The organism is Flexithrix dorotheae DSM 6795 (genome assembly GCF_000379765.1).
Classification (GTDB): domain Bacteria; phylum Bacteroidota; class Bacteroidia; order Cytophagales; family Flammeovirgaceae; genus Flexithrix; species Flexithrix dorotheae.
In genome coordinates this window covers 340306-365361 of the sequence record NZ_KB903430.1, presented here as the reverse complement: position 1 = coordinate 365361, position 25056 = coordinate 340306, and the positions used below count along the sequence as shown (strand labels likewise).

Annotated in this window: 18 protein-coding genes; 11 read left to right on the top strand and 7 right to left on the bottom strand. The window is 35.9% G+C overall.

The window, feature by feature from the left end:
* Positions 1–40: 40 nt before the first annotated feature.
* Both A3EM_RS0101490 and A3EM_RS41200 read left to right on the top strand, forming a co-directional pair.
* Positions 41–2992, top strand: coding sequence for a PD-(D/E)XK nuclease family protein (locus A3EM_RS0101490; protein WP_020526387.1), 2952 nt, complete (start codon positions 41–43; stop codon positions 2990–2992).
* 285 nt (positions 2993–3277) lie between these two features.
* Positions 3278–3487, top strand: a complete 210-nt coding sequence (locus A3EM_RS41200) for a hypothetical protein (RefSeq protein ID WP_020526386.1) — start codon at positions 3278–3280, stop codon at positions 3485–3487.
* Between the two features lie 99 nt (positions 3488–3586).
* On the opposite strand, the gene A3EM_RS41195 is transcribed toward A3EM_RS41200, so the two are convergent.
* On the bottom strand, positions 3587–4726 hold the full coding sequence (locus A3EM_RS41195; RefSeq protein ID WP_020526385.1) for a serine hydrolase domain-containing protein: 1140 nt from the start codon (positions 4724–4726) through the stop codon (positions 3587–3589).
* Between the two features lie 546 nt (positions 4727–5272).
* On the opposite strand from A3EM_RS41195, the gene A3EM_RS0101470 reads away from it, so the two are divergent.
* From A3EM_RS0101470 to A3EM_RS45385, 3 genes are all read left to right on the top strand, one after another.
* Complete coding sequence (locus A3EM_RS0101470) at positions 5273–5902, top strand: TIGR04282 family arsenosugar biosynthesis glycosyltransferase (RefSeq protein ID WP_044237051.1); 630 nt, start codon at positions 5273–5275, stop codon at positions 5900–5902.
* Between the two features lie 108 nt (positions 5903–6010).
* Positions 6011–8707 (top strand): VWA domain-containing protein, encoded by a 2697-nt coding sequence (locus A3EM_RS45390; protein WP_020526382.1) that lies wholly within the window; start codon positions 6011–6013, stop codon positions 8705–8707.
* Positions 8708–8726: 19 nt separating this feature from the next.
* The gene (locus A3EM_RS45385; protein WP_020526381.1) at positions 8727–9434 is read left to right on the top strand and encodes a QcrA and Rieske domain-containing protein; all 708 of its coding nucleotides are present in this window, start codon (positions 8727–8729) and stop codon (positions 9432–9434) included.
* 10 nt (positions 9435–9444) lie between these two features.
* Here A3EM_RS45385 and A3EM_RS0101455 read toward each other — a convergent pair whose 3' ends face one another.
* Positions 9445–11655 (bottom strand): toll/interleukin-1 receptor domain-containing protein, encoded by a 2211-nt coding sequence (locus A3EM_RS0101455; protein WP_020526380.1) that lies wholly within the window; start codon positions 11653–11655, stop codon positions 9445–9447.
* A gap of 287 nt (positions 11656–11942) precedes the next feature.
* On the opposite strand from A3EM_RS0101455, the gene A3EM_RS0101450 reads away from it, so the two are divergent.
* Positions 11943–12830 (top strand): metallophosphoesterase family protein, encoded by an 888-nt coding sequence (locus tag A3EM_RS0101450; RefSeq protein WP_020526379.1) that lies wholly within the window; start codon positions 11943–11945, stop codon positions 12828–12830.
* Between the two features lie 98 nt (positions 12831–12928).
* Here A3EM_RS0101450 and A3EM_RS0101445 read toward each other — a convergent pair whose 3' ends face one another.
* The 4 genes from A3EM_RS0101445 to A3EM_RS0101430 form a co-directional block, all read right to left on the bottom strand.
* Positions 12929–14542 (bottom strand): aminopeptidase P N-terminal domain-containing protein, encoded by a 1614-nt coding sequence (locus A3EM_RS0101445; protein ID WP_020526378.1) that lies wholly within the window; start codon positions 14540–14542, stop codon positions 12929–12931.
* Between the two features lie 184 nt (positions 14543–14726).
* Entirely contained in the window at positions 14727–15788 is a 1062-nt protein-coding gene (locus A3EM_RS0101440; protein ID WP_020526377.1) for an aminotransferase class V-fold PLP-dependent enzyme, read from the bottom strand.
* Between the two features lie 135 nt (positions 15789–15923).
* The gene (locus A3EM_RS0101435; protein ID WP_020526376.1) at positions 15924–16163 is read right to left on the bottom strand and encodes a DUF6952 family protein; all 240 of its coding nucleotides are present in this window, start codon (positions 16161–16163) and stop codon (positions 15924–15926) included.
* A gap of 16 nt (positions 16164–16179) precedes the next feature.
* Complete coding sequence (locus A3EM_RS0101430) at positions 16180–16497, bottom strand: thioredoxin family protein (protein ID WP_020526375.1); 318 nt, start codon at positions 16495–16497, stop codon at positions 16180–16182.
* A 388-nt stretch (positions 16498–16885) separates the two neighbouring features.
* Between A3EM_RS0101430 and A3EM_RS0101425 the strand changes: the two genes are divergently transcribed.
* From A3EM_RS0101425 to A3EM_RS41180, 3 genes are all read left to right on the top strand, one after another.
* Entirely contained in the window at positions 16886–17500 is a 615-nt protein-coding gene (locus A3EM_RS0101425; protein ID WP_020526374.1) for a beta/alpha barrel domain-containing protein, read from the top strand.
* A 105-nt stretch (positions 17501–17605) separates the two neighbouring features.
* Positions 17606–18550 carry a thioredoxin-disulfide reductase gene (gene trxB, locus A3EM_RS0101420; RefSeq protein WP_020526373.1) on the top strand — a complete coding sequence of 315 codons (945 nt, stop codon included), beginning with the start codon at positions 17606–17608 and terminating at the stop codon, positions 18548–18550.
* 277 nt (positions 18551–18827) lie between these two features.
* Positions 18828–19886: a M23 family metallopeptidase gene (locus A3EM_RS41180; protein ID WP_083925150.1), complete on the top strand. Its 1059-nt coding sequence runs from the start codon at positions 18828–18830 to the stop codon at positions 19884–19886.
* 29 nt (positions 19887–19915) lie between these two features.
* On the opposite strand, the gene A3EM_RS0101410 is transcribed toward A3EM_RS41180, so the two are convergent.
* A complete protein-coding gene (locus tag A3EM_RS0101410; protein WP_020526371.1) occupies positions 19916–21163 on the bottom strand; it encodes an MFS transporter in 1248 nt (415 codons plus the stop codon).
* 147 nt (positions 21164–21310) lie between these two features.
* Here A3EM_RS0101410 and A3EM_RS0101405 point away from each other — a divergent pair, with 147 nt between their 5' ends.
* Positions 21311–21985, top strand: coding sequence for a hypothetical protein (locus A3EM_RS0101405; protein ID WP_020526370.1), 675 nt, complete (start codon positions 21311–21313; stop codon positions 21983–21985).
* 225 nt (positions 21986–22210) lie between these two features.
* Positions 22211–24973, top strand: a complete 2763-nt coding sequence (locus A3EM_RS45380) for an ATP-binding protein (RefSeq protein ID WP_020526369.1) — start codon at positions 22211–22213, stop codon at positions 24971–24973.
* The last annotated feature ends 83 nt before the right edge of the window (positions 24974–25056 follow it).

Here is a 25056-nt window from a genome sequence, read left to right as displayed (position 1 = left end):
ACTTTTGTAAAGCATTTTTTACAGGCAATTTTTTAAATAGATGACCCCATTCCTTAAAGAAGTAGCACAGGATTTATACAATAAATTTGGCGGAAAAATCAGCCGGATTCATGTGGTGCTGCCTTCCCGAAGGGCCGGGCTTTATTTTAAATACTATCTGGCAGAAATTGCCAATCAAAACCTGATTGCCCCGGAAGTTATGGCTATGGACGATTTTATCCTTTCTGTTTGTGGTGTTCAGGTGGTGGATCGGGTAAAATTGCTTTTTGAGCTATATCGGAGTTATAAAATTTTCGATAAGGATAAAGACCACAATCTGGAGAAATTTATTCCTTTGGGAAATGCCATGCTGAAAGATTTTAGCATGATTGATAAAAATCTCTCTCAATCACTGGCAGACTCTCTTTTTGAGCATTTGGAAGAAGTAAAAGCCATTGAAAGATGGGCTTTGGAACTAGGAGAAGATCTGGAAGTGAAGGAATCCAGTACCTTAAGAGACTATTTTGTGTTTTGGGAAAACCTGAAAAATACTTACCGCCATTTCAGAGAAAAATTATTAAGCCAAAAGCAGGCTTATACAGGACTGGCTTATCGGGTAGTTTACGAAAACCTTGAGCAAACTCTGAGAGACAATGAAATAGAGCATATTGCCTTTGCCGGATTCAATCAGATTACCATTGTGGAAGAACAAATGATCGGGCAACTGATTGATATGAAAATGGGAACAGCTTATTGGGATATGGACAATTATTATCTCCAAAATGAAAAACATGAAGCCGGGCTTTATATCAGGAAATTTCTCAAAAACTGGTTGCCTGGTATTGAGGGGTTTGTGAATAATTCGGTGAATTCACCAGAAAAAAATATCAGAATAATAAATGTCAATAATGCGATATCCCAGACTAAATTAGTGGGGGATTTATTAGCTAAACAAATCAAATCACTGACTGAAAAAGGTGAATTTGAAGCTTTTAAAGAAAGCATTAACCACACCGCAATTCTCCTTCCCGATGAAACTTTATTGATGCCTTTGTTGCATTCCCTGCCATCTGAAGAGGATTTGGGGATAAATATTGGCGAGTTGGTAAATGTTACCATGGGTATGTCAATTAACAATACGCCACTTTATACTTTAATTGATGCCCTATTTAGAATGCAGGAAAATATTCGAAAAAAGGAGGATGATTTCCAAATTTATTACAAGGATGTACTGAAAATTATCAAGCATCCTTTTGTGCAGTTTTATGGAGATAAGCAGGAAGAACATTTAAAGGTTCAAAATCAGGTACAAAGTGGAAATATCATTTATATCTCAAGGAAATGGCTGTTGGAACAAAGCAAGGAGGATAAAACTTATGATGTTTTGTTCCGGTTTTGGGAAGGAGAGCTGAACAATGCTTTTGATCACTTATTTGAAGTGATTGAATTACTTTCCGGGCAGTTCAAGGATAAAAAAGATGCATTGGAAAATGAGTTTTTATATCAGTTTTTTACCACTTTAAAGCGGCTTCAGGATGTGCTTACAAGCCAGAATGAAAAACTGACGATCAAGACATTTAAGCAATTCCTTTTCGAATTAATTAAAAATGTAAAAGTGCCTTTTACTGGGGAGCCGATCAGTCCAATTCAGGTAATGGGTATGTTGGAAAGCCGGGCGATTGATTTTGAAAATATCATTATTCTTTCGGCAAATGAAGGCCTGCTTCCGCACGGAAAAGTACTGGATTCCATTGTCCCTTTTGACATCCGTGCAATGTTCAAACTGCCTACACACAAGGAAAATGATGCTTCATTTGCGTATACTTTTTATCGTCTTTTTCACAAAGCCAAAAATATTACTTTAATGTACACCGATCCTTCGGCAGGGGGTGGAGCAGAGAAAAGCCGGTTTTTAACCCAAATTGAAGAAGAGTTTGGCTTTCAACAGGCCATTGCCGAAGAAAACGCCTCTACAATTATTGCTGATCTTCCCGGTTTGCCCAGAGAGAGAGGAAAGTTGTTTAAAAATCAGTTGGTGTTGGATTTGCCAGAAAGCTCAAGAGAAGAAAAAGTGGTAGAAAAAGATGGAGTTATTCTCGATTTGATTAAAGCAGTACTCAAAAAAGGATTAAGTCCTTCCGCTATAAATTTGTATATAAAAGATACTTTGGCTTTTTTTTTCAAAAGCATACTAAAGTTGGAAGAAGCTGCCGAAATAGAGGAAGACCTTGACCGGAAAACTTTTGGAACTGTAATCCATGAAACGCTTGATTTGTTTTTTAAAAACAAAATCGGACAGTTTGTGGAAAAGGAGGATTTACAGGAAATTATAAGTCATCCTAATATTATTTCTGAAACCATTGAGCAGGTAATTAAGGAAAAAATTGGGGGAATTGTTACCGAGCAGGGCAAGAACTACATCCTGAAAAAAGTGGCTGAAAGGCTAATCCTCAATTACCTGAAAAGACAGCAGGAATCAGCTGCCCCCTTTTATTTAGTGGATCAGGAAAGGTTTTACAGGCATACCATAAAAGTGACTTTAAAAAATGGTGAGGTAGTGCCATTTTGTATTTCGGGTAAGGCCGACAGAATTGATATCATTGACAATCAAATCAGAATTGTGGATTATAAAACCGGGACATATAACAAGTCAAAATTGAAGGCTGATCAGATACTGGATCTGTTTTTTGAGCCTGAAAAGGAAAAAATTGTTCAGCTGGTGTTATACAAGTATTTATTGATTAAGACAATTGAAAAAGGGGAAATTGAACATTTGCCGGATAATTTCGATATAGAAACATTTAAAATCCAGTCGGGCTTTTATTTCTTCAGAAATCTGGGAGATGATTTTGTAGCTTATTCCCTTAAAGAAGAGCCTTACAAACCAGCCGATTTTTGTGTCTATGTGGAAAACTTCCTTCAAAACTTTGTAATTGATTTATTAGATCCGGAAAATCCGTTCAGCAACCAGCCTTCCGAATATTCTAATATTTCTAAAGAAACAAATATTTAGAATTTATTTCCCTTCATTTCATTACACAAGAAAAAAATTGGAAACAATCTTCACCCGAAGTGCGTTATTTAGTTTGTGTAGTAAAATCATATATTTTTTATCCAAACAATCTACAAAATCCCACATTTTAGATTGTACTTTTTAAACGAATTGATTTAAACCTTACACACCTGACTAACCTAACAATCACAATAATTATTTGAAACCACTTTAATTAGAGGTAATATTCAAGTAACCAATCCAAATTTTTTATATAGAAATAAGATTACTAAATAGTTTACAGTCATGCCAATAGATTACATAATTGTATTTTTACTCTCGTTCACAACTGTGGTTTGTGTAATAATTAAGGTAATAAGCGATGATAAAAGGGAAAAAGGGAATAATGATGATGGAGGAGATTTTGATCATAGCGATATGCCTCCAAAAATTGATCTTCCACCTGGGGTATGCTGGCCATCGGATGTTAAAAAGCCCGATGGAGTTTTAGTATAAAAGATAAATAAAAGAAAATCTCTTTTAATTCCGAATGAGATTTAAGAAATAACCTTAGCAGATTCACCTTAGAATTGAATCAAGCTAAGGTTTATTGTTTTACTGTCCTTTCCCCGAAGTCCCGGTCTTTTGCAAATTAGATTCAGATAAAATCATATTAACCTCTACAGCAAGGAGATTCATTCCTGTGGTAGTCATAGAGCCAGTATTGCTTAGGATAATTACAGTATTTCGGTTGTCTGTAAACCTGGCTAAATAACTACTATAACCTGAAATATGGCCACTGTGGAAAACTAAATTGACTTTTGGTTGCCCTTTCCCCCCTACATTGGCAGTACCTACTCCATAGCCATAGCCATTTTCAAAGGGTAGAATCCAACTCGAACCCTTAGAATAGGATTTTATCATTTTAGCTTTAGCACTGGCCGATAAAATTTCATTGGAATATAATGCCTGATCCCATTTGAATAAATCTTCAACCGTGGAGTATAAATTTCCAGCGCCAACTAAATTCCCCATATACATATAATCGGCAGGTTTTGAAGATGTTTCCTGTTTAATATATCCGGTAGCTCTTTTGGGAATAACCATTTCTCTCACATCTACCCCAGTACTATTCATGTTTAATGGTTTAAACAACCTCTCATTCAGGATATTGGCAAACTTATCTTTACAGGCTGTTTCTATAATGGCAGCCAGAATCACATAACCGGAGTTGTTGTATTCATAAGAAGTACCAGGTTCAAATTCAAGGTCTCTGCTGCAGAATTTAGTGATCAGGTCTTTGAGTTTGTAGTGATATTTTAAAGAATCCTCCCAAACATAAGGAATTGAAGTATAATTGGGGATGCCTGATCGGTGGGTTAGTAAATGGTGAATGGTCACTTTCTTGCCATAATCTTTTCTGAAATAGGGCAGGTAATCTGAAATTTTCCCTTCCAGATCAATTTTTCCCTCCTCAGCTAACATTAAAATGACAGCTGCAGTAAATTGTTTACTGATGGAGGCAATGTCAAATTTAGTATCTGGCTGATTGCTTATTCCCCAATCCTGATTGGCTAATCCAAAACCTTTTTTATAAATAACTTCTCCCTTATCAGCTACTAAAACGGCACCTGCAAATCCTTCCTCATTATGATATTTTTTAAAAAGATTGTCAATTTTCTCAACATTTCTCTGTCCATATAAAATGGAGATCGAAAAATAAAAAATAATTGAAAGGAATAGTTTCAGTTGCATGGCCTGGTTTCAGTTGGTTTAAAGATTAAATAGGATTCAGTTTAATATTCATTTCCGGAATTCTGATTCTAAGATAATCTAATAAACTGAAAAAGGTACAGGCAGAATTTATAAAATGGGAAATCCTGGGGAAGAATCAAGTTTAATGGTGAGTTTTTTGAAACTCAAAACGGCTAAAAACAAAATAGGACAAAAACATTGTCTTTGCCCTAATCCTCTAAATATGAAAATGAAAAAATCTTATATCTGAAAGACCGATAATTATGAATTAATCAATCTGAATTTTACTAAATAAAAACTGTATGATTAACAGGTGTTGATATATTTTATTATCAATAAATTATTTTTTTTAGAACTTTTTTTCAAGAAATATAAAAAACCTGATATTTATTAGAAGGATAACAAGTTGAGGTCCTAAATTGTTTAAAAAATAAATCGAACTATTTTTCTTCTTAATGATTTTTTAAGGGTGAATATTCAACTGGTTTTTGGATAATGCTTATTATCTTCAACCAAAGGATCATTAAGATTAACCACAATTTTATTATGAATGACCAGCAATCACTATTGATGATTTTTGTAAAAAATCCTGAAAAGGGAAAGGTAAAAACAAGACTTGCAGCTACAATAGGGGAGGATAACGCTTTTAAAGTTTATGAAGATTTATTGCAATTTACCCATCATGTAGTTAATAAAGTATTAGTGAAAAAGCAGGTTCATTATAGTAAATTCATCGATGAGAATGATTTGTGGGAAACTCAAAACTTTGAAAAAGTTTTACAGAGCGCTGGAGAATTAGGAAAAAGAATGCAAGGGGCTTTCGCTCATGCATTTAAAAGTGGTTATAAAAAGATAGTAATAATAGGGAGTGATTGTCCTGAACTAACACCAAAAATTTTAAAGCATGCTTTTATGGCTTTGGAAAAATCTGATACTGTGATAGGGCCTGCAAGTGATGGTGGTTATTACCTGCTCGGAATGAATGCTTATTTTCCGTTTTTGTTTGAAAATAAGAAATGGAGTACTTCATCTGTTTTCAAAGATACTATACAGGACATTCGTGCGCACCAACTGACTTATAAGATTCTTCCCACTTTGAGCGATATCGATCGGGAAGAAGATTTAGTTAAATTCAAATCTTTTAGTGAAAAACTTTATAAAGAGCAGGATATCTGAAAATAATAACCTGCAAGGTGCTTAAATTTCCAGTTTTACCCACTCATTCAATTATTTTGGCTTAATCTTCGTTAGCTTATTTAAGAGTTTTTCCTATTTTTTTGAGCTATGCAAATTTTTATTTGGGAAAAAACAAGACTGGTCGGTTTTTTACTTCTTTTAGTATTCATAAATTCAATAAGCTTTGCACAAAGAAGCAAACTGTCTCCACCTGAAATATATACAGGAAGCAGTACCGATGGGAAGTTTTTTGCCGTAAATCATTCTGAAAAAAGGTATAAGGCAGGTGAATTTGTTTATTACAATACCATCAGGGTTTATCATGTAAAATCCAGAAAATTCATTTCTTTTTTGCGCTTTAAAGCCTCTGGAAAAACGGAATCCTTAACATTTTCCCCTGATAATAAATTATTAGTACTTAAGTCGGAGAAAGACTTTTATTTGTTCGATTACAGGAAAATGAAGCTTGAAAAAAAGTTTGAAAACATTTCCAGATTGTTTGTGATGGAAAACGGGGAGGATGTGTTGGTAATGGAACCGGGGAAAGTGCTCAATATTTATAACAGATATAATTGGAACCCGGACCGGCAACTTACCGGGCATACCCATAATGACAGTTTTATCTCATTTATTGAAAGTCCTGATGGGAACTTCCTGTTGGGCAAAACCAGTAAGGGCTTTATTTTGTGGAGCTTGAGTGGAAAGCCGGAGATGCTGGGGCGAATTCCCGGGTTTGATGCCAGGTTTATAAAAAATGGAAAAGAAATAGTTACCCTCGATTACCAAAACAGGCTGGTATTTGTAAAGCAGTATGAAACCCTGTCCCTGCACAAAAAAACTGAATTCAACTGTAATGCCTACAAAAGCTACCTTTATTACGATTACAAAACGGGATCTTCTTTAAGCCCTGATGGAGAACTGGTGGCATTTCTGGCAAAGAAATTAGGTGAAACACTTAGTGTTGGTGTCTTTAATATTGATTCCAAAAAGCTGATTTTTGAATTGGATTCCTCCCAGTTTACCACCGAATTGTTGGAAATTAATCAACCTTATAAATGGGTGGGAAGCCAGGAAATGGTTTTGTTACAGGAAGATGAGGAAGGTACCCGAATTTCCATTAATTCAGATGCTGATCCTGAACCGCTTTCTTTTAAGCATAAATTCTTTGCTTCTTATTCAGATAGCTATGGTTTTCAGGCAGCTTATGTGAATAAAAAGGTTGGGTTTGATCAATGGAGAAATGGTTATAATCTGGTATTAAAAGAGACCAGGAAATCGGCAAAATCATTTTCTTATACCGATGCCATGTTTTTGTCTTTTAGCGCGGATAATCAATTTGTATTTATTGAACAACAGGATACCACTCATGCTTTAATTAAGCTTCGTGATTTGGAAAAAGGCCAATTTTCCAGACCATTAAAATTTTCTAAAACCCTATTCCGACCAGGAAGAGAAACCGCTATTGTGGATGATGCCAAGGCTCCACCCGGATATGAATATACTTATCTGAAAAATTATAAACATATCAAGGATTTACCTCCTGATGCCCGCTTAAAAGTACATTATCTTTCTCAGGAACATGAAGGGAAAAAGGTGGGAGTGAAGGTACATTTGATGGATGAAGAAGGGAATTATTATTACGGGGCGTCTGAAAAAGACTGGGAGAAAATCTGGTGTAATCTTAAACTGACTAATAAGAAGGGGAAATCAATTGAAAAAAAATTTGAAGTAGAAGAAATTACCAGTGAAGCACATCCTTCTCAAGCCATTGTGATAGTGATGGACCATAGTGGCTCAATGGGAAATGAAAGGGCTTATATTGTGCAGGATGCGGTGGATCAATTCATTGAAAACAAACGCGAAGTGGATATGGTAGCTTTGGTAAAATATGATAGCCATGTAGGTACTGAAGCCGGTTTTTCCACCAGTAAGGATACGCTGATGCAACAATTTAATAAAAATGGACTTTCAGGATATGGAGGTGGGACTGCATTAATTGATGCCACTTACGAAGGTGTAGAAATGCTGGACAAACTGGAGGGTTATGAAGAAAAATCCATTATTGTATTTACTGATGGCAATGAAAACAGTTCTGTACTTACCCCAAATGAATTGGTGTTGGAAGCCAGAGAAAAAGGGGTAAAAATCCATAATATTGGTTTTGGGGATGTAGTAGATGAACGATACCTGCAAAAAATTTCAACATTAACTGAAGGAGGATATTTCCAAATCTATGACCGCCTTGATTTTATGCGGATTTTTGATGATGTCTATAAAAAGAATCAAAGTTATTATACCGTAAATTTTGAAGTAGATGGAAGAGACGTTTACAATTCCACACTTAAAATCTGTGGTGAAAATATTTCCGACTCAATCAATATTACATTTTCCAACAGACCTGTAATGGAGGATGATCCTGTGGAAGAAATTGAAGAGGATGAATTTAACCGAAAACCTAACAAGGGAGAAGTTAAATTATTGAATGTAAAATTTGAGTTTGCCAATACGAATATCCTGGAGGAATCGAAAGATGAGGTGAGAAAAGCAATTGCTTATATGCATAAGTATCCTAACATTACAGTGGAGCTTAGAGGACATACTGATGATATTGGCACAGCAAAGGATAATCTTATGCTTTCTACCCAGAGGGCAAACCGTATAAAGGAAATCTTGGTGAGTACAGGGATTAAACCGGAAAGGATTTTAATTGCCGGGTTTGGAGAAGACAATCCCATCGCTACTAATGACACTGAGGAAGGACGTGCTTTAAACAGAAGAACTGAATTTGTGGTAATATCTCAATAAAGAAGAATTAAAATACAACATGAAGACTGACAGACGAAAATTTTCAAAAACTATTTCAAAAATCATCCCTATAGGGCTAATCACACCAGTTATTCCTATAGCTACAAGTTGTGAAAGCAACCAGATCGGGCCAGAAAAAAGTTTAACAATTGCTCCTCCCGAATCCCATGAGGAGCTTGTTGCTGGAGAAGCATTTACCCTGAAATGGATCAGCAGTGGAGTGGAAAATATAGATATTGCCTATAAGGTAGATAATGCTGCGTCCTGGTTAACAATTGAAAGGGAATATCCAGCTGCACCAGGCAACTATACTTTTGATGTTTTCAGGAATATTAATGGGAAAGTGTTGACCTTCAGGATTTCTGATGCAATTGATGAAACTTTTTCCAATGAGGGAACTCCTTTAAAAATAATATTCAAATTTGAAATAAACCTGGACAATTATCCTCAGCTAAAGGAAGATGGGGGAATTGTGGAATTTGATGATGGTTCAACCGATCCTTTTGTGGTTCAGAATACTGGTGGGGATTCCTTTAGAAGTTTATCGAAAGTCTGTACGCATCAGGGTTGTGTGATAGATTTGCAGGGGAACAGTGGTTTTGCGTGCCCTTGTCATGGGTCTCAGTTTAATATTGATGGCAGTGTTACCAAAGGCCCGGCCGAAAGAAACCTCGATGAAATCAGGTTGGAAAAGGTAGATGATTCCACTCTTATCGCATACGTTTAATTGCTGATTTTTATTTGGATAAAACAATAGAGGCTGTATAGTGCCGGGAGACTTGTCCATTGAAGTCCCTAAATTTTACAAATACTTTTTTCAATCCTGTATTTGGTGTTAAATTCCATGATTTTTCTGCCGAATATGGTTCCCATTTGGTGCCATCAGCGAAAGTGGGCACATTGGAAATCATCATTTCAGTGGCTCCTTTTACATCAAACTTTAGATTGACACTTGATTTATAGGTATATTCAGAACCATTGTTAATGGAAATATTTTTAACCTGAAGTGGAACAGATTGCAGCATGCTGGTGAATTTGGAAACTTCAGGTGGTAAATTTCCATTTTTGCTCAGGTTATTTAAGTCGGCTATGAGCCAGTCCCGATAAGTACTGTAATTACTAATTTTTGAGCAATCTTGATCTAGCATAGGAGTAGCCTTTATTGTGGCTTTGGTCAAATTGCCATTTAATAAATTGGCGATTATTAAATCCTTTTTAATTTTACCATCAGCTGTATTGATCTGGTTGGCTTTTTCCAGGTTTTCCAGGGCATCCCCATATTTTTCATTTTTCAAATATTCCCAACCAATCAGGTCATAGCTTTTCCCTAGCGCTGTATTTATGTTTTTATCTGCAGGAAACAATTGCTTTGCCTTTTGCCCGATTGCTATGAGCTCTTCTCCATATTTTACTTTTTCAGCTCCATTAGATTTTTGATAAAGATTAAGATGATCTTTAAAAGCCTCGGAAAGTACGTCTTTATCGGTAGAAGCCATAATTTCGGAAAATTCATCTACTTTGGAAACAATTTCATCTACAGGGTTGGTTACCGGATCCCTGGCAGGATTGGGCTTATTTACAGTTTTATCCTCATTGTTTCTTTCTTCAATCTTATCTTTTACCTCAGTCTTTTCTAAAGTGCCTGCCTCAGGAATATCTGGAATATTATTCAGTGAAACTTTTAATCCCAAATCCTCTAATTCCTTTACATCAATGCCGTATTTCTGGATTTGTTTTTTTGATAATCCCGGCAAACCTCTCTGTCGAGATAAACTGGAAACAATTCCTTTTAAATCAAGATTATATTGCAATACGGTTCCGCTACTGGTTTCAGCCAAAAGCAGTTGATCTTTCTCCTTGTAATCCAGTTGGGAAATCGATTCATTGGCGGTAAAAATGGCTATTTCTTCACCATTCCCGGTAGCCATCATTATTTCATTACCTGAAACATAAAAATGATATTCCTGATTGTCAGAATAAATATCTGTTCCTTTATTCCCTTCTAAATTTTCATTCGAAATTTGTGGAGGGTACATCTGGTAGTAAGCCTGAAGTAAATTTCCTTTGGCCATTTCATTATCTTCATCCACTTTATAGGCTAATGCCGCCACTTGCAAACTGGCAGCAGGATTTTTCTCATCCTCACATTGGTTGGTCGTTTTGGCTATAAGTTTATTGGATTGTGCCCTTTTCATATTATGGAAGGCTTCCAAAGTGGCTTTTTGCTGTTGGTGCTTAAACCAAAGGGCCATGCTCAGAATCGACCCGAAAAGAATTAAAGCTACTACACTTACACTGGTAATGATAAATCTGTACCGGCTGACTCGCCTTGATTTTGATATGAATTCTTCCAGTAGTTCCGGTGGCGCAGGTTCTTTATTCTCGGAAATGGCAGCTTTTATCCATTTTTCTGCATCTTTCAGTGCGCTTTTTCTCAATAAGAAATCTCTGTGTCTTCCTTTTGCTGCCCAATCAGAAGCTTTGGAAATAAGTTCCGTATGCTTGGTGATATACGCTCTGTCTGTCTGAATTACTTCAATGAGTTTTTCAACAGATTCTTCCAGGTTTTCAGGCTGATCGAATGGAATCCAATTAAGCCTTTTAATGGTAGGATGAGTACTTTCTTCTACTACTTCATTACTTGGGAGCACATGTAAAATTGGAATTATTCTTTTATTAAGCTCAACAGCGAGTTGTACTTCACGATAACAGTAGGCTGATTTTACAGCATGTGGTGAAATGATAAAAAGAAAGTTATCAGCCCCTTTTATTCCTTCATCAATTTCTTGTTGGTAATCTACCCCCAAAGGAATATCCTCCTTGTCCAGCCATACCGCATAGCCTTTCCCTTCTAAAATCTGATGCAATTGGATGGCAAATGCTTTACTTCCTTTACTTTGCTCGTTTCCCCTTCCATAGGAAATAAAAATATCTCGATTATTTGGCATTTTCGTAGAATTAGGCTTTGAAATGGTTTAAACTTGATCCCTTATGTTTTTACACAAAAAGTTTAATTTACTTCTTAAAAAATTATCTTAAAGATATCAGCCAATAGATTTATTTTGGTGAATTAAAAAAATGATTCCAAATTGAAAAGAATGTCTAACTTCAGTCTTTCTTCAATTTTAGTAATTTAACCAGGTATTAACCCTGAGTTCTCAGGTTGTACTTAAATTTAAAGATTAATTTTAAAAAATAAATTCAACACCTCAATTAGTCATTAACTTTTATTATTATGCCTGGAGTAGTTTATAACTCATCAAGTAGAAGAAAATTTTTAATCTCTTCAGCAAAGTTTGCCGGGATAGCAGCCTTAGCCTCGCCTATTAATTTATTGGGGCAACAAAAGGCTGATTATCACCATTTGGCCTTACTTTCTGATACACATATTCCCGCTGATGAAACGGAAAGTTATCGTGATTTTTTCCCAGTGAAAAATTTCGGAAAAGTAGTAGGGGAGGTTCTTGCCCAAAAACCCGAATTATCAATAATAAATGGAGATCTGGCAAGACTTACAGGTGAAAAGGCTGATTATGAGAAATTTAGTAAACTGTTAAAACCAGTTTCAGATGTACATCCTGTCCTGATGACATTGGGAAATCATGATCACAGGGAAAATTTCCACGAAGCATTTGCCCAGGAGCACCAGGGAGATTTAAAGGATAAACATGCACTTGCCTTTGAATTGGATTTAATCAGCGTTATCATTTTGGATTCCTTGATGTTTGTGAATAAAACTCCTGGGTTTTTAGGTGAAAAACAGCGGGAGTGGCTGGAAGATCATTTGAAAACAAGTGCTGATAAACCTACCTTTATTTTTGTTCACCATACCCTGAACGAGTCGGACGGAGCACTTTTGGATTATGACAGATTGTTCAAAATTATTTTACCTTATAAAAAGGTGAAAGCAATTTTCCATGGCCATGCACACCAATATCAATATGATAAAATGGAAGATATACATGTAATCGGCCAGCCGGGCATCGGATATAATTTTTCAGATGATCAGCCTGTTGGCTGGCTGGATGCTAAAATTTCCAAAACATCAGGAGAGTTTACTTTAAGGGCAATTGCTGGGAATTTAGAGGAGAATGGGAAAACCGTGAAACTGGATTGGAGGTAAATTTTGGAAAGCTACATACAAATGATATGTTTTTGAAAAACGAAAAGAGGCTAAATCATAAATGATCCAGCCTCTTTTTATTCAATAATAAAAGTTGATTATTCCTCCTCTAGTTCTGGCAACATAAAATCTGCCAGGGCACTTTTTTCAGCCATTAATTTTTCTATTTCATCCGAAGATCTTGGAGCCAAATCAGAAAGTAGTTCGTACCCATCTTCAGTAATTAAAATATCATCTTCTATTCTCACACCAATTCCCCACCATTTTTCATCACAAGGGCTTCCTGGCGGGATGTAAATTCCAGGCTCCACAGTTAGGACCATGTTTGGCTCAAAAGTGGTGTAATTTCCCCTGTCATGCACATCCAGCCCAATATGGTGAGAAACACCATGAGGGAAATACATATGCTCAGCATCTTCACTTTCTATGATACCCAGTTTAGCCAACCCTTTGTTAATTACTTCTCTGGAAACCAGGGTTGTGTTTCTGATGACATTCCCTGGTTTGCAAATTTTAAAAGAGGCTTCCTGAGCTTCATAAACCAGGTCGTAAATGGCTTTTTGTTCAGGTGTAAACTTACCATTTGCAGGAATTGTTCTGGTCACATCTGCTGTATAGCCTCTGTACTCTGCCCCCAAATCCATAAGTACAAGGTCATTGCCTACTTTCATTTTATTGTTGGTGATGTAGTGCAAAACGCAACCGTTAGCTCCGGCTCCAACAATTGACGGATAGCCTTCGAATTCAGCGCCATACTTTTTGAAAACAAATTCGTGAATACCCTGAATTGCCGTTTCTGACAAATCCGGAGACATTGCTTTCATTACTTCGGCTTGCCCGATACATGAAATATCTACTGCTTTTCTTAATAATTTGATTTCCTCAGGAGATTTCACTTCCCTCATGGTAGCCATTATTTTGTTGAGGCTGTAAGTATCCAGGTTGGTTTCTGGTTCTGGGAAGGAGGCAATTACCAGTTTCTTTTCCTCCTCACTTTTTGCTGCAAGGTATTTTGCAATATTAGGGTCTTTGATCAGAGACGGATTTAACCTGCTTTTGTTGGCAATTGTTTGTGCAATTTGCCCGGCATCTGCCATATCCGAGTCTTTAATCATGGCATAAACCTGTTCTTTATCTGCATCAAAATCTTCAGGATATTCCACTTTTTCTTTAAATTCCTCAATTAGCTGATACAATCCGGCTTCTTCTCTTTTGTTTTCTCTTACATCATTCTTAAAATCGAAGAAAAGTACCTTATCCAATTTCGTGAAATCGATTTCAGTATCCATAAATTCTTTACCATTGAATACCTGTTCAAATCCAAGTTTTTCCTTTACTCCTTTCACCCCCAGTCTTTTACCTGTCCACATTTCAGCCATTTCGTTTTTTTCCTGAATGAAAAATAGTTCATTCACAGACTTTCCTTCAATTTTTTTGTTTTCGGAAAAAATCACCAAAACAGCATGCGGCTCCAGATACCCGGTGAGGTAATAGAAGTCTGGGTCCTGATGATATACATATTCCACATCATTGGCCCGGTTTCTTACCGGATTGGCAAAAAACACAGCGGCAGAGTTTTTAGGCATCATCTTTCGAATTTGATCCCTTCTCTTTTTATGGAATTCTTTGGGTAAATGATCTTCAGGATAATCCTGAGCCATCGCGCTGATTGAGAAAGTAATCAGCAGGAGTTTAATAAAAAGTTTAGTCATCATTCTTGTTGTAGTTGTTTCTATAATAAATTTAGGAGGTCTCGAACTTTACTGTGCAAAACCTCCTATTTACCTGCAAAAGATAGAAAACTTTCCCTTAAAGAAAAAAAATCAATTATAGGCGGATGAAATTGGACGGTAAATGGTGAAATAATGTGCTTTTATTTTGAGAAAAAATGATGGATTAAGATTTGGAATATTTAGAAAGGAAGTCCTTCAATTGCTCAAACTCCTCCTTTGTGATAGCTGGGAAATTAGCAATTCTAAAAGTGTTGGATTTCCAGTTCCCATAACCATTGCCCAATAGCAGGCCTTGTTGTTTTGCTCCTTTTTTAATTTGGGCAATTCTTTCCGGAGTATCTTTAACTCCCAGAACAGTATAAGATCTGACATTAGCATTTTGAATTAGAGGAGAATAGCCATTTTTTATCAGAAATTTATTCATTTCCAGGGCTCTGGATTTAATTTTATTGTGGACCTTATCAATTTTTGGGACCATTTCCATTACCTTCATTAAAAGGTAAATGTTGAGTACATTGGGCGTATATGTGGTTTGGAAATCCTTCATCTTTTCGATTAAAAAAGGAAGGCTGTTATAATGTTGATTGTTATTGATTTCTAAGGCTTTTTCCACTGCTCTTTTTGAGCAAATCATTACAGCAAGTCCGGCTGGAAGTCCAAAGCACTTTTGCACAGAAGCATACCAAATGTCCGCATTTCTCCATTCCAGTTCAATTCCGGCTAGGGAAGAAGTCGCATCCACACAAATAAGTGAATCGCTAAATTGTTTTCGAATTTTTTTAATGGTTTTATTTTTTACCTGGGTGGCATTGGAGGTTTCGTTTTGGGTGAGGCAAATCAAACCAGGATTTATTATTTGCTTTAATTTATTGATACCAATGGTTTTCTGAGGATTAAAACCCAAACCTGAAGCATTTGGCATCAGTTTTTTACGATATTCCATCCACTTCTCCCCAAAAGCTCCATTGTACAAATGAAAGCTGTAGAGGTCGATAAATGATTGCCCGATAATTTCCCAACATTCGGTGGCAGAAGAAGTAAAAAAAATAGTAAACTCATTTGGGATATTGAGTTTATCCCGTAACAATTGGATGGTTTTTTTCGAAACGTCTACAAATTCAGGGCTCCTGTGATTTACACTTAAAATCCCGGAATCGTAGGCTTCTGCCATGAATTCCTTTATTTGTGGATAAACTTTAGATGGACCGGGATAGAATGAAATCATTATGGCAAAAGTGTTTTTAGATTAGAAAACCCAAAAATGGACAAATTTTGATATTTCTACCAGCGCTTGGTACAAATAAAAAATGCCTGGCTTATTTCAAACCAGACATTTATAAATGCACCTTCAATAAAGAAGTTAACTTATTGAACTTCTTACCATTTGCGTATAAGCTCTTAAAGCTGTTTTGAATTCTTCCCCTTCATCCATTTTTTGCTTTATCCATAAAGCCGCAAATGCATGTGTCAACTGTTCGCCTTCATCATCTCCTGGAATTTCAATTTCTGGTGTTTGTTCTTCAGCCAAGGCGGCTTCAGCTTTTTCGAGGGCTTCAGCCGAATGCTCCTCCACAAGTTTTTTTATAACTGGTATTTTCATTTTGCTTGAAATATTATTATCCTAATTTCCCAATTAATTCCACTACAGCTGGTTCCTGGCTGGTAGGAACACCGTCAACCAATTCACCATTCTTAAATACTGCAAAAAATGGTAAATTCTGAACCCCTGCCAGTTTTCTGGCTTCAGGACTTTCCTCTGCGTTTACATCCAGAAATTTCACATCAGCATAATTTTCATTTTCTGATAATCTTCTGAATTTTGGTTTGAAAAGTCTGCAGCTTCCACACCAGTTAGCGAAGAACTTCACTACTACTTTTTCATTATTTTTAATGATTTCTGAAAAATTACTATCGTTTACTAATTCTACTGCCATGTTTTTTTACTTTTTTTGCAAATATATTGATCCGGTAATTGGAAAAGCTTAAAATTTATTTATACCAGAATAAATATTTTTTATAGAAAAAGGAGAACCTTTTTTGGCTCAATCTGGATATTGAAGTTGTCTGAAATTTAAATTTAAGTAGTAATTCAATATTAATCGTGTATTATTTTGCCCTAAAAGATAGATAGAAAGATTACTATTTCCCGGAAATAATAGTTCCCAGTGTGGAGCACCCGGTATGGAGTACCCGGTGTGGAGTACTGGTGCTTATTATTCAAAAGGGTCATTTGTCGCATTAAAACGAAAATTTTAAACAACTTCGATCCATAAAATACTTTTACCCAAAATTGAATAGTACAAATATTAATTTTTTTTGAAAATGGCACTGAAGACAAGAGTAAAGGTAAGTGAAGTGAAAAATTTGCACGATGGAAGATATTGTGCAGGGATGGGTGTGGAAATGATCGGGCTGCCTATCGACCCCAACTTGCCAGGCTATATCAATCCGGAAACTTTTTCCGAAATTTCAAGTTGGCTCTCAGGAATTAGCTATGCTGGTGAAATTGAGCAGTTGGATTTGGTAAACCTGGATGATTATTCATTAGATTTTATTGAAACAGGTGAGCCGGGACTTATTAATCAGTTGGTTTTAAGTGGAATTCCGATAATTTTAAGAGTAGATTTGGATGATTTTGTAAAGAAGGATGAATTGACAGCCTTTCTAAGTCAATATGCAGATTTAACAGCTTTTTTTCTGATGGAATCCTCAGAGGAAATGGATGAGGACAAAAAAATTCTATTGAAAGAACTGGCTGCTAAATATGATGTTTTCATAGGTTTTGGGATAAATAAGGAAAATGTGAATGAAATTATTGATGCCATAAAACCCCTGGGAATTGGATTAAAGGGGGCAGAGGAAATAAAAACAGGTTTAAATAATTTTGATGAATTGGCGGATATTTTGGAAGCAATTGATACCGATGAGTATCTTTGAGGTTTTTAAAATTGAACTATACAAATTTTCTTCTTGTTAGAAAATCTGTTTAGCCAAAAGTTTAGCATAAAATAGTAAGAAATAGATATAAAAAAATTGATAATTATGGGAAAGGAAAAAACAAAATGTTTAATAATTGGGTCGGGTCCTGCTGGTTATACTGCAGCCGTATATGCTGCCAGAGCTGGTTTAAAGCCGATTTTGTATCAGGGTGATCAGCCTGGTGGCCAATTAACCATCACAACTGAAGTTGAAAACTATCCGGGATATCCTGAAGGGATTACTGGTCCTCAAATGATGACTGATTTTATGAATCAGGCGAAAAGATTTGGAACGGATATTAGGTTTGGCTATGTGAATAAAGTTGATTTTTCCGGACCTCCACACACTGTGTATGTAGATAATGGAGATGTAATTGAGGCTGATTCAATAATTATTTCTACTGGTGCTTCTGCCAAATGGCTGGGATTGGAATCAGAGCAGAGATTAAATAGTAAAGGAGTTTCCGCCTGTGCAGTTTGTGATGGTTTCTTTTTTAGAGGAATGGATGTGGCAGTAGTAGGTGCAGGTGATACAGCTGCTGAAGAGGCAAGTTATTTGGCGAAGTTGTGTAAAAAAGTTTACATGATAGTAAGAAGGGATGAAATGAGAGCCTCACTTATTATGCAGAAAAGGGTGCAAAGCCTTGAAAATATTGAAATCCTTTGGAATACCAGTACTGAGGAGGTTTTAGGGAAAGATGAAGTAGAAGGAGCAAGACTTGTAAATAATGTAACCGGGGAGAAATCAGAAATTGCTATTCAGGGCTTCTTTGTGGCTATTGGGCATAAACCAAATACAGATATATTCAAGGATTATCTGGATTTGGATTCGAGTGGATACATCATCACTGAAAAAGGTTCAACAAGAACAAATGTAGAGGGCGTATTTGCTTCAGGAGATGCTCAGGACAATATTTACAGACAGGCGGTTACTGCTGCAGGATCTGGATGTATGGCGGCCCTGGATGCCGAAAGGTATTTAGCAGAGAAGGAACTTGCTGTAGGATAATTCCTGACTGTTTTTAACTGTACAAAATGTACGAACCTGGAAATGACCAGATTGTATTTTGTTAAATTTTTTAACAAAGTATAATTTGGTCATTTTTCTTGAAATTTAAGTATAAATAGAGCACTTTTGGGTGAAAATTGAGCGACTAAATATACCATTTGGGAGTTCTAAACTAAATTACATACAATATTTCTTACTGATAATGGTTTGGTTTTCAGGAATATAGGTAAGGTTAGAAATCTTGTAAATTTACCTTAAAGGTTATAGAACAGGCTTTATGCGATACTTTTTTATACTAATGATTTTTTCTCTGGCAACTTTATCGCATCATGCGGAGGCACAGAAGAAAAGGAAAAGAAATAAAAAAAACAAACAGACAAAGGTAGCTCTTGAAGTGGCTCCTTTAGTACTTGCAGAAGAGATCATTCCCCAGTTTATGGAGGAAGACCCTTATTGCTCAGATTTTTTATACAAGGATAAGATTGAAAATCTGGTTTTGGAAAATTCGGATTCCATATATCAGTTGCTCACTAAAATTGACCTGCCAAAACCCAAAGCCCTTCCAAAAGATACTTGTCTTGAACCTGAATTTGTGATGCTCAGGGATAGCCAGAGCGTAATTAATACCAAATGGCTGACTTCTGCAGACTATTTTGGGATTTGGGATACTAAAAATATAGATCCATATGGCTATAAGGTGACTGATTTTAAAGATACAGTTGTACTGAATTTATTTAAGGATACTAACTGGTCTGTTCCTTTAAAAAATACGGAAATCAATTCAAAATATGGATTGAGAAGGTGGAGGTGGCACCATGGCACCGATCTGGATTTAACTGTTGGTGATTCCATATTTGCTGCTTTCGATGGTGTGGTAAGAATAGCAAAATACAATTATGGTGGTTATGGATATTATGTAATGTTGCGTCATGAAAATGGTTTGGAAACACTTTATGGCCATTTGAAAAAATATCTGGTGAAGCCTGGGGATGAAGTAAAAGCAGGGGATTTAATTGGTTTGGGTGGAAATACAGGAAGAAGTACAGGGCCCCATTTACATTTTGAAACCAGATATAAAGGTTATGCTTTTAATCCAAGCTATTTGTATGATTTTGAAAAAGATTCCCTTATTGTTTCCAATCAATTTGCCCTTACTCCTGATCATTACAAAGGCTTAATTGAAATGAATTCAGCGAAGTACCATAGAATCAGAAGTGGAGATTCTCTCTGGGTCATCAGTAGGAAATACCGAACCTCTATCAATACACTTTGTCGGCTAAATGGTATTTCCAGAAAAACCACATTAAGAATCGGACGAAGCCTAAGGGTAAGGTAATTAAATCAAAATTGGTTTTGATGAAAAAATTATGGAGTTGATTTCATTTTGCTCATCCATAATTTTACATTAAATAAACTGGCTAATCCGAGGCTAATCAATGCCATTTTCATTATAAAGTTGAAACTGAAGCCTTGATCAATTAAGTAGCCCATAATAAAAGGGGCTAGGGAAGTACTGGCAATCACAAATGTGCCATAAAGTCCCCTAATAGCACCCAAAGTTTTTACCCCATAAAGTTCGGCTAACACAGCGGAATTTAAACTCGCCATCATACCAGTTGAAATAGCCATTCCAATGAGGTAGGGAAAAGCAATGAGGAAATGATCGAAAAATATCATTGTAATTAAACCCATAATGAAAGGAATAAGGAAATACGGAGTGATTTTTATCCCTGTAAATTTGTCGATCAGAATTCCTGTGAAAATGGAAGAAAATGCTCTGGTAAAGGCATAAACTATAAAACAGACTGCTATCCAGTTTTCAGACCATCCTTTTGATAATGCTATATCTACCTGAAAAAAATGAAACCCTGTCACTAAAAAGTGTAGAGAAAATGCACTGAATACAAATAAAAAAAAACGGATATCTTTAAATACTTCCCTTCTTTTCCATGATTTTTCAAATGAAATTTCTTCATTTTCCTTTATAGTGGATTCAATTTCCTCATTATTTCCATTTAGGCTTTCCTTAATTACTATAGGTTTCCTAAAAACAAAAAAGATGAAGGGGATGAGAATTAAAACAATTAATATTATTTCTATCCCTATAGCCTCTCTCCAACCTAGCCAGGAAACTAAAAAGGCCATTAGAATAGGGAAAACAGCCTGGCCTCCGGAATGACCTAATACTGCGAAACTAAGTGCTTTGCCCCTCATTTTCTCAAAATACCTTGCCATGGAAGTGAGGGAAATATGGGTAAGCAGCCCTTGGCCAGATAGCCGGTTAAGAAAAATTCCAAAACCAAGCACCCAGAAATTTTGAGCCGAAAGAATAAATAAACTGGCTATTATTAGAACCCCTGTTACAATTAAAACGTATTTTTTTAAGTCCATCTGGTCGATGAATTTCCCGAAATACATTAAAGAGAATGCCCCTGCCAGGGTAGCCAAGGCATATATTAATCCAAATTGTGTATTGGTCAGCTGGAAATCACGGATAAAACTGGGGACAAATTGAGCATGAACGTAGGTTTGTCCAAAACTAGAGAAGAAATTGAGTAAAAAACCAAATATGATTATTCGCTGGTTACTTTTAAATAGTTGTAAGTAGTTCATTTGCTTAATTCAGGACAAAAATCTACCTTCAAAGTAAAAGGATATATTTTTACTTTAAACAAAAGCAGAAAATTATTGAGCAAACGGAAGTAGAATTTATTTTTTGAGATCAATATAAATGAAAACTAAATTTTAAAACCTTGAATTATGACACAGTTCAGATTAATTTTTACCCTATTTATTTTTTCTGCCATTATGTGGGGATGTTCTGGTGAGAAATCGAATGATGGAAACGAAAATGAAAAAAGTTATACGGAGGAAAATGAATCTTTGGATTCAGAAGATCCTGCTAAAGCAATGGAAAATGCCATGAAGGAAATGGAAAATGCTTTTGAAGAAAGTGGCATTACTAAAGTGGAACCTGTAGATTTCAGAAAATTGAAGGAATTGCTTCCTGAGGAATTGGCCGGAATCTCAAGAACCAATGCTGAAGGTGAAAAAGCCGGGGCAATGGGAATGAAAGTATCAAAAGCCGAAGGGGAATATGAAGATGGTGATAAAAAAATTGATATTTCTATTACAGACATGGGTTTTATGGCATCGGGTGGTTTAGGTGCAATGATGACAGCAGGCTGGCTGATGGCAGATATTGACCGGGAATCGGATACTGAAATGGAAAGGACCACCAAAATAAAAGGCTACAAAGGGTATGAAGAATATAGGTTCGATGATAAATCCGGAAAAGTATCTCTATTTGTTGCAGACAGATTTATAGTGGAAATTAGTGGGCGACAAATCGAACTGGATGATTTAAGGGACCTGGTAGATGAAATAGATTTAGATGAACTAGAGTCTATGAAGGAGGAAGGAAAGGAAGAGTAGTTGTATTCATTGTTTTTAAAAGCCTCTTTCCAATGGTTTGGATGGAGGCTTTTTTGTGTCTATTTTTAAGACATGTTTTTAGGTATACCTAAATTCTAATTTGACGAGGTAAGTACATAACTTAAATCAATTTGTTAAATTCGGGTAGGTTCGAATATTTGGCTGGCTTTTACAGCCTAAATATATGAGAAGTTTTATCCCATCCAGGTGTTCCATGATTTCATTATGAATGTGCAAGCCAAAGAAGAATTTGTATTACCATTTTCCAAAGAAGAGCTTTTTTTCAAAGATGAAAATGGCTCTTATAGTGTACAATATGAGGATTTGGGAGGCAATACCATTCTTATTACCCGAAAAGGATTTGCAAGTTTACAATCCGTGCAGGGTGACTTGGTAATTGCGGAAAAAATTCTTAAGGAAATAAAACCCTACCTTAAAGTTTCCGGTATTTATTTTATTCTGGATGTACGGCTATATGAAGGAGTTAGCCGTAAAGGCAGAAATTTATTTCTCGAATTTGAAAAAAAGCTTGATAAAGAAAATCTGATAGACCATGTCAGTGTTGTTGGAGGGGTTTCATATGTATTAAATATGATACGGTTGGCTACTTACTTTTTCCGTAATTTTTCTATTAGCTTTCACGATGACCTGGCGGGTGCTACTGCCGAAATTCAAAAATATAAATTAAATTCCGCAAGTTTAATTGATGATTCAGGAAGTGGATTTATAAATACGGAATGGGACAGTAGTTGGCTCAATCGCAAACATATTTACTCGAATGGGAAAAAAATATCCCTGCTAAATCGCCCCGAATGGAATCTTTATAGTGAATCAGGTAACTTTTTTATTAATGTATTCCTTTTGGGTGCGGATATTTTGCTTATTAAAGATTTTGGTAGGATTCCGGGTAATTTATTCACAAAAGTGATTGATATTTTTGAGAAGGTATTTTTCGTAGCGGGGAAGGAACAGGTTTATGTGATTACGGATATTTCTGAATTTTATCTTTTTGATAAGGGATTTAAAAAAATACTTAATAAGTCGAATAAAACTTTTATTAACCACTGGAATGCAATTTACAAAGTTTCTTCAAATGTTGATAAAGTGAAATTTTTTTTTACCAGGTTGTTTTCCCAAAACAACACTCCTCCCATAGTATCAGTAAAATCTATTCATGAAGGAATTGCCTGTTGTCTTCAAAATAAGGGGGCTGCCCAGGGGACTGATATCAAAAGTGCATCAATGCTGCAGACCAAGGAAGATTTAGAGCGTTTATCCAAGCGGGAACTAATCACATTAGTGGAAGCAGAAAGAAGGAAAAGAGCGGATATAGAAAAAAACCAGCGTACAAGGATAAATGAATTAATCGGAACATTGGGAAGGGTTTCCTGGTCACAAGAATTCGAACCTCAAATCTTAAATATTTCTTCGGAAGATCCTTTTTTTGACCTGTTCAATACCTCAAATTTACTTCAGCAGGATGTTTATGAGGTACTTAGAACTGAAAATCCTGGGGAACAAATGTTTCAATGGGAAGAAGGAGAAATGAAGGCAAAGCAGGATCAGTTAAACCTAAAAACATTTTTGGAAAATAATGATAATACAATCTGGCTGATCAACGATAAGTATGAGTTAACTGACTGTAATCAAAATTTCCTAAGGGTCTATTATGCAAGGTTTAATGTGAAAATAAATGTTGGGGATAACATTTTTAAGACTACCCCATCTAATTTAATGAATGAGTTGTGGAAAAAAAGATATGATAAGGCCCTTTCCGGAGAATCCTGTGAGTATATCGATAAGGTGATTAATCAAAAAGGCAATGAAAATATCCTTTTGTTTAAAGTGTTTCCCATCAAGCTCAATAAAAAAATTACCGGTGTGATCGTGATATCTCATGATATTACGGTAAATGAGCAGGCTGCAGAGATCTTAAGGGTAAATAAGGAAATGCTTGATAATATTTTTAATGCCATGAATGTGGGGATGGTACTGGTAAATGAGCATGAGCAAATTGAGCGGGTTAATCAATATTTTTGTGGGAGGTTTGGTTATGACCAGCAGGAAATTCTCAATAGGAAACTTGATGAAATTTTGGCTTCAAAGGCTATGGAAAAGCTTAAAGATTTAAATGAAAAATTATCTTTTGAGAGCCAGGGCATTCAAAAAAATGGAAACAAGCTTGACATATTTATTACAGGTGCTCCTTTTAAGGGCGAAGCCAACAAACCCTATAAAATTGTTACGATTAACGATATTTCAAAAAGGAAAAAAGCAGAAAACGACCTTAAGGAAAAAAATCAGGAGCTTGAAAAGGTAAATAAAGAACTTGATCAATTTGTATACTCGGTATCGCATGATTTAATGGCTCCTCTTAATTCAATTTTAGGCCTGATTACGCTTTCAAAACTGGAAACTGATGTGGAAAAAATCCAGGAATATATTCGACTCAAAGAAAAAAGTGTAATCAAATTAAATGAATTCATTCAGGACCTGATTGACCTGTCCCGGGACACTCGTCTTGAAATCCAAAAGGAGAATATTGACTTTAATATTTTGTTGGAGGAGTTAGCCGAAAAGTATGAATATGGAGAAAACTCGGATCAGGTAACCTTATCCATAGAGGTCAATCAGGATTATTTATTCTTTTCTGATAAAAACCGATTAAAAGTAATCCTGGGGAATTTAATTTCAAATGCCTTTCGGTATGCCATGCCTCATAAACCCGATTCTTATGTAAAAGTAAGCGTAGAAGTAGGTAACTCGGCAGCTACTTTAAAGGTAGAGGATAACGGAATTGGGATAAAAGAGGGGCATCGAAAGAAAGTTTTCGGAATGTTTTTTCGTGCAAGTCAGGATATAAAGGGTAGTGGTTTGGGCCTTTATATTGTAAGTGAATCAGTTTCCAGGCTAAACGGTAAAATAGATCTTAAGTCTCAGGTAGGAGAAGGTTCTACTTTCACTATTAGCCTCCCCAACCTCAACTGAGGGATATTTTTCCAAAGCGGAGAATTGATTTTAAAAAAATAAGCTATCCATCAGCCTTATTGTTTTGCCGGTATTTTCCTTTC

What these genes read in the sequence shown, in the direction of transcription:
- A3EM_RS0101490 (WP_020526387.1), top strand. Translation starts at nt 41, where the DNA reads ATGACCCCATTCCTTAAAGAAGTAGCACAGGATTTATACAATAAATTT.
- A3EM_RS41200 (WP_020526386.1), top strand. Translation starts at nt 3,278, where the DNA reads ATGCCAATAGATTACATAATTGTATTTTTACTCTCGTTCACAACTGTG.
- A3EM_RS41195 (WP_020526385.1), bottom strand. Translation starts at nt 4,726, where the DNA reads ATGCAACTGAAACTATTCCTTTCAATTATTTTTTATTTTTCGATCTCC.
- A3EM_RS0101470 (WP_044237051.1), top strand. Translation starts at nt 5,273, where the DNA reads ATGAATGACCAGCAATCACTATTGATGATTTTTGTAAAAAATCCTGAA.
- A3EM_RS45390 (WP_020526382.1), top strand. Translation starts at nt 6,011, where the DNA reads ATGCAAATTTTTATTTGGGAAAAAACAAGACTGGTCGGTTTTTTACTT.
- A3EM_RS45385 (WP_020526381.1), top strand. Translation starts at nt 8,727, where the DNA reads ATGAAGACTGACAGACGAAAATTTTCAAAAACTATTTCAAAAATCATC.
- A3EM_RS0101455 (WP_020526380.1), bottom strand. Translation starts at nt 11,655, where the DNA reads ATGCCAAATAATCGAGATATTTTTATTTCCTATGGAAGGGGAAACGAG.
- A3EM_RS0101450 (WP_020526379.1), top strand. Translation starts at nt 11,943, where the DNA reads ATGCCTGGAGTAGTTTATAACTCATCAAGTAGAAGAAAATTTTTAATC.
- A3EM_RS0101445 (WP_020526378.1), bottom strand. Translation starts at nt 14,542, where the DNA reads ATGACTAAACTTTTTATTAAACTCCTGCTGATTACTTTCTCAATCAGC.
- A3EM_RS0101440 (WP_020526377.1), bottom strand. Translation starts at nt 15,788, where the DNA reads ATGATTTCATTCTATCCCGGTCCATCTAAAGTTTATCCACAAATAAAG.
- A3EM_RS0101435 (WP_020526376.1), bottom strand. Translation starts at nt 16,163, where the DNA reads ATGAAAATACCAGTTATAAAAAAACTTGTGGAGGAGCATTCGGCTGAA.
- A3EM_RS0101430 (WP_020526375.1), bottom strand. Translation starts at nt 16,497, where the DNA reads ATGGCAGTAGAATTAGTAAACGATAGTAATTTTTCAGAAATCATTAAA.
- A3EM_RS0101425 (WP_020526374.1), top strand. Translation starts at nt 16,886, where the DNA reads ATGGCACTGAAGACAAGAGTAAAGGTAAGTGAAGTGAAAAATTTGCAC.
- trxB (WP_020526373.1), top strand. Translation starts at nt 17,606, where the DNA reads ATGGGAAAGGAAAAAACAAAATGTTTAATAATTGGGTCGGGTCCTGCT.
- A3EM_RS41180 (WP_083925150.1), top strand. Translation starts at nt 18,828, where the DNA reads ATGCGATACTTTTTTATACTAATGATTTTTTCTCTGGCAACTTTATCG.
- A3EM_RS0101410 (WP_020526371.1), bottom strand. Translation starts at nt 21,163, where the DNA reads ATGAACTACTTACAACTATTTAAAAGTAACCAGCGAATAATCATATTT.
- A3EM_RS0101405 (WP_020526370.1), top strand. Translation starts at nt 21,311, where the DNA reads ATGACACAGTTCAGATTAATTTTTACCCTATTTATTTTTTCTGCCATT.
- A3EM_RS45380 (WP_020526369.1), top strand. Translation starts at nt 22,211, where the DNA reads ATGAATGTGCAAGCCAAAGAAGAATTTGTATTACCATTTTCCAAAGAA.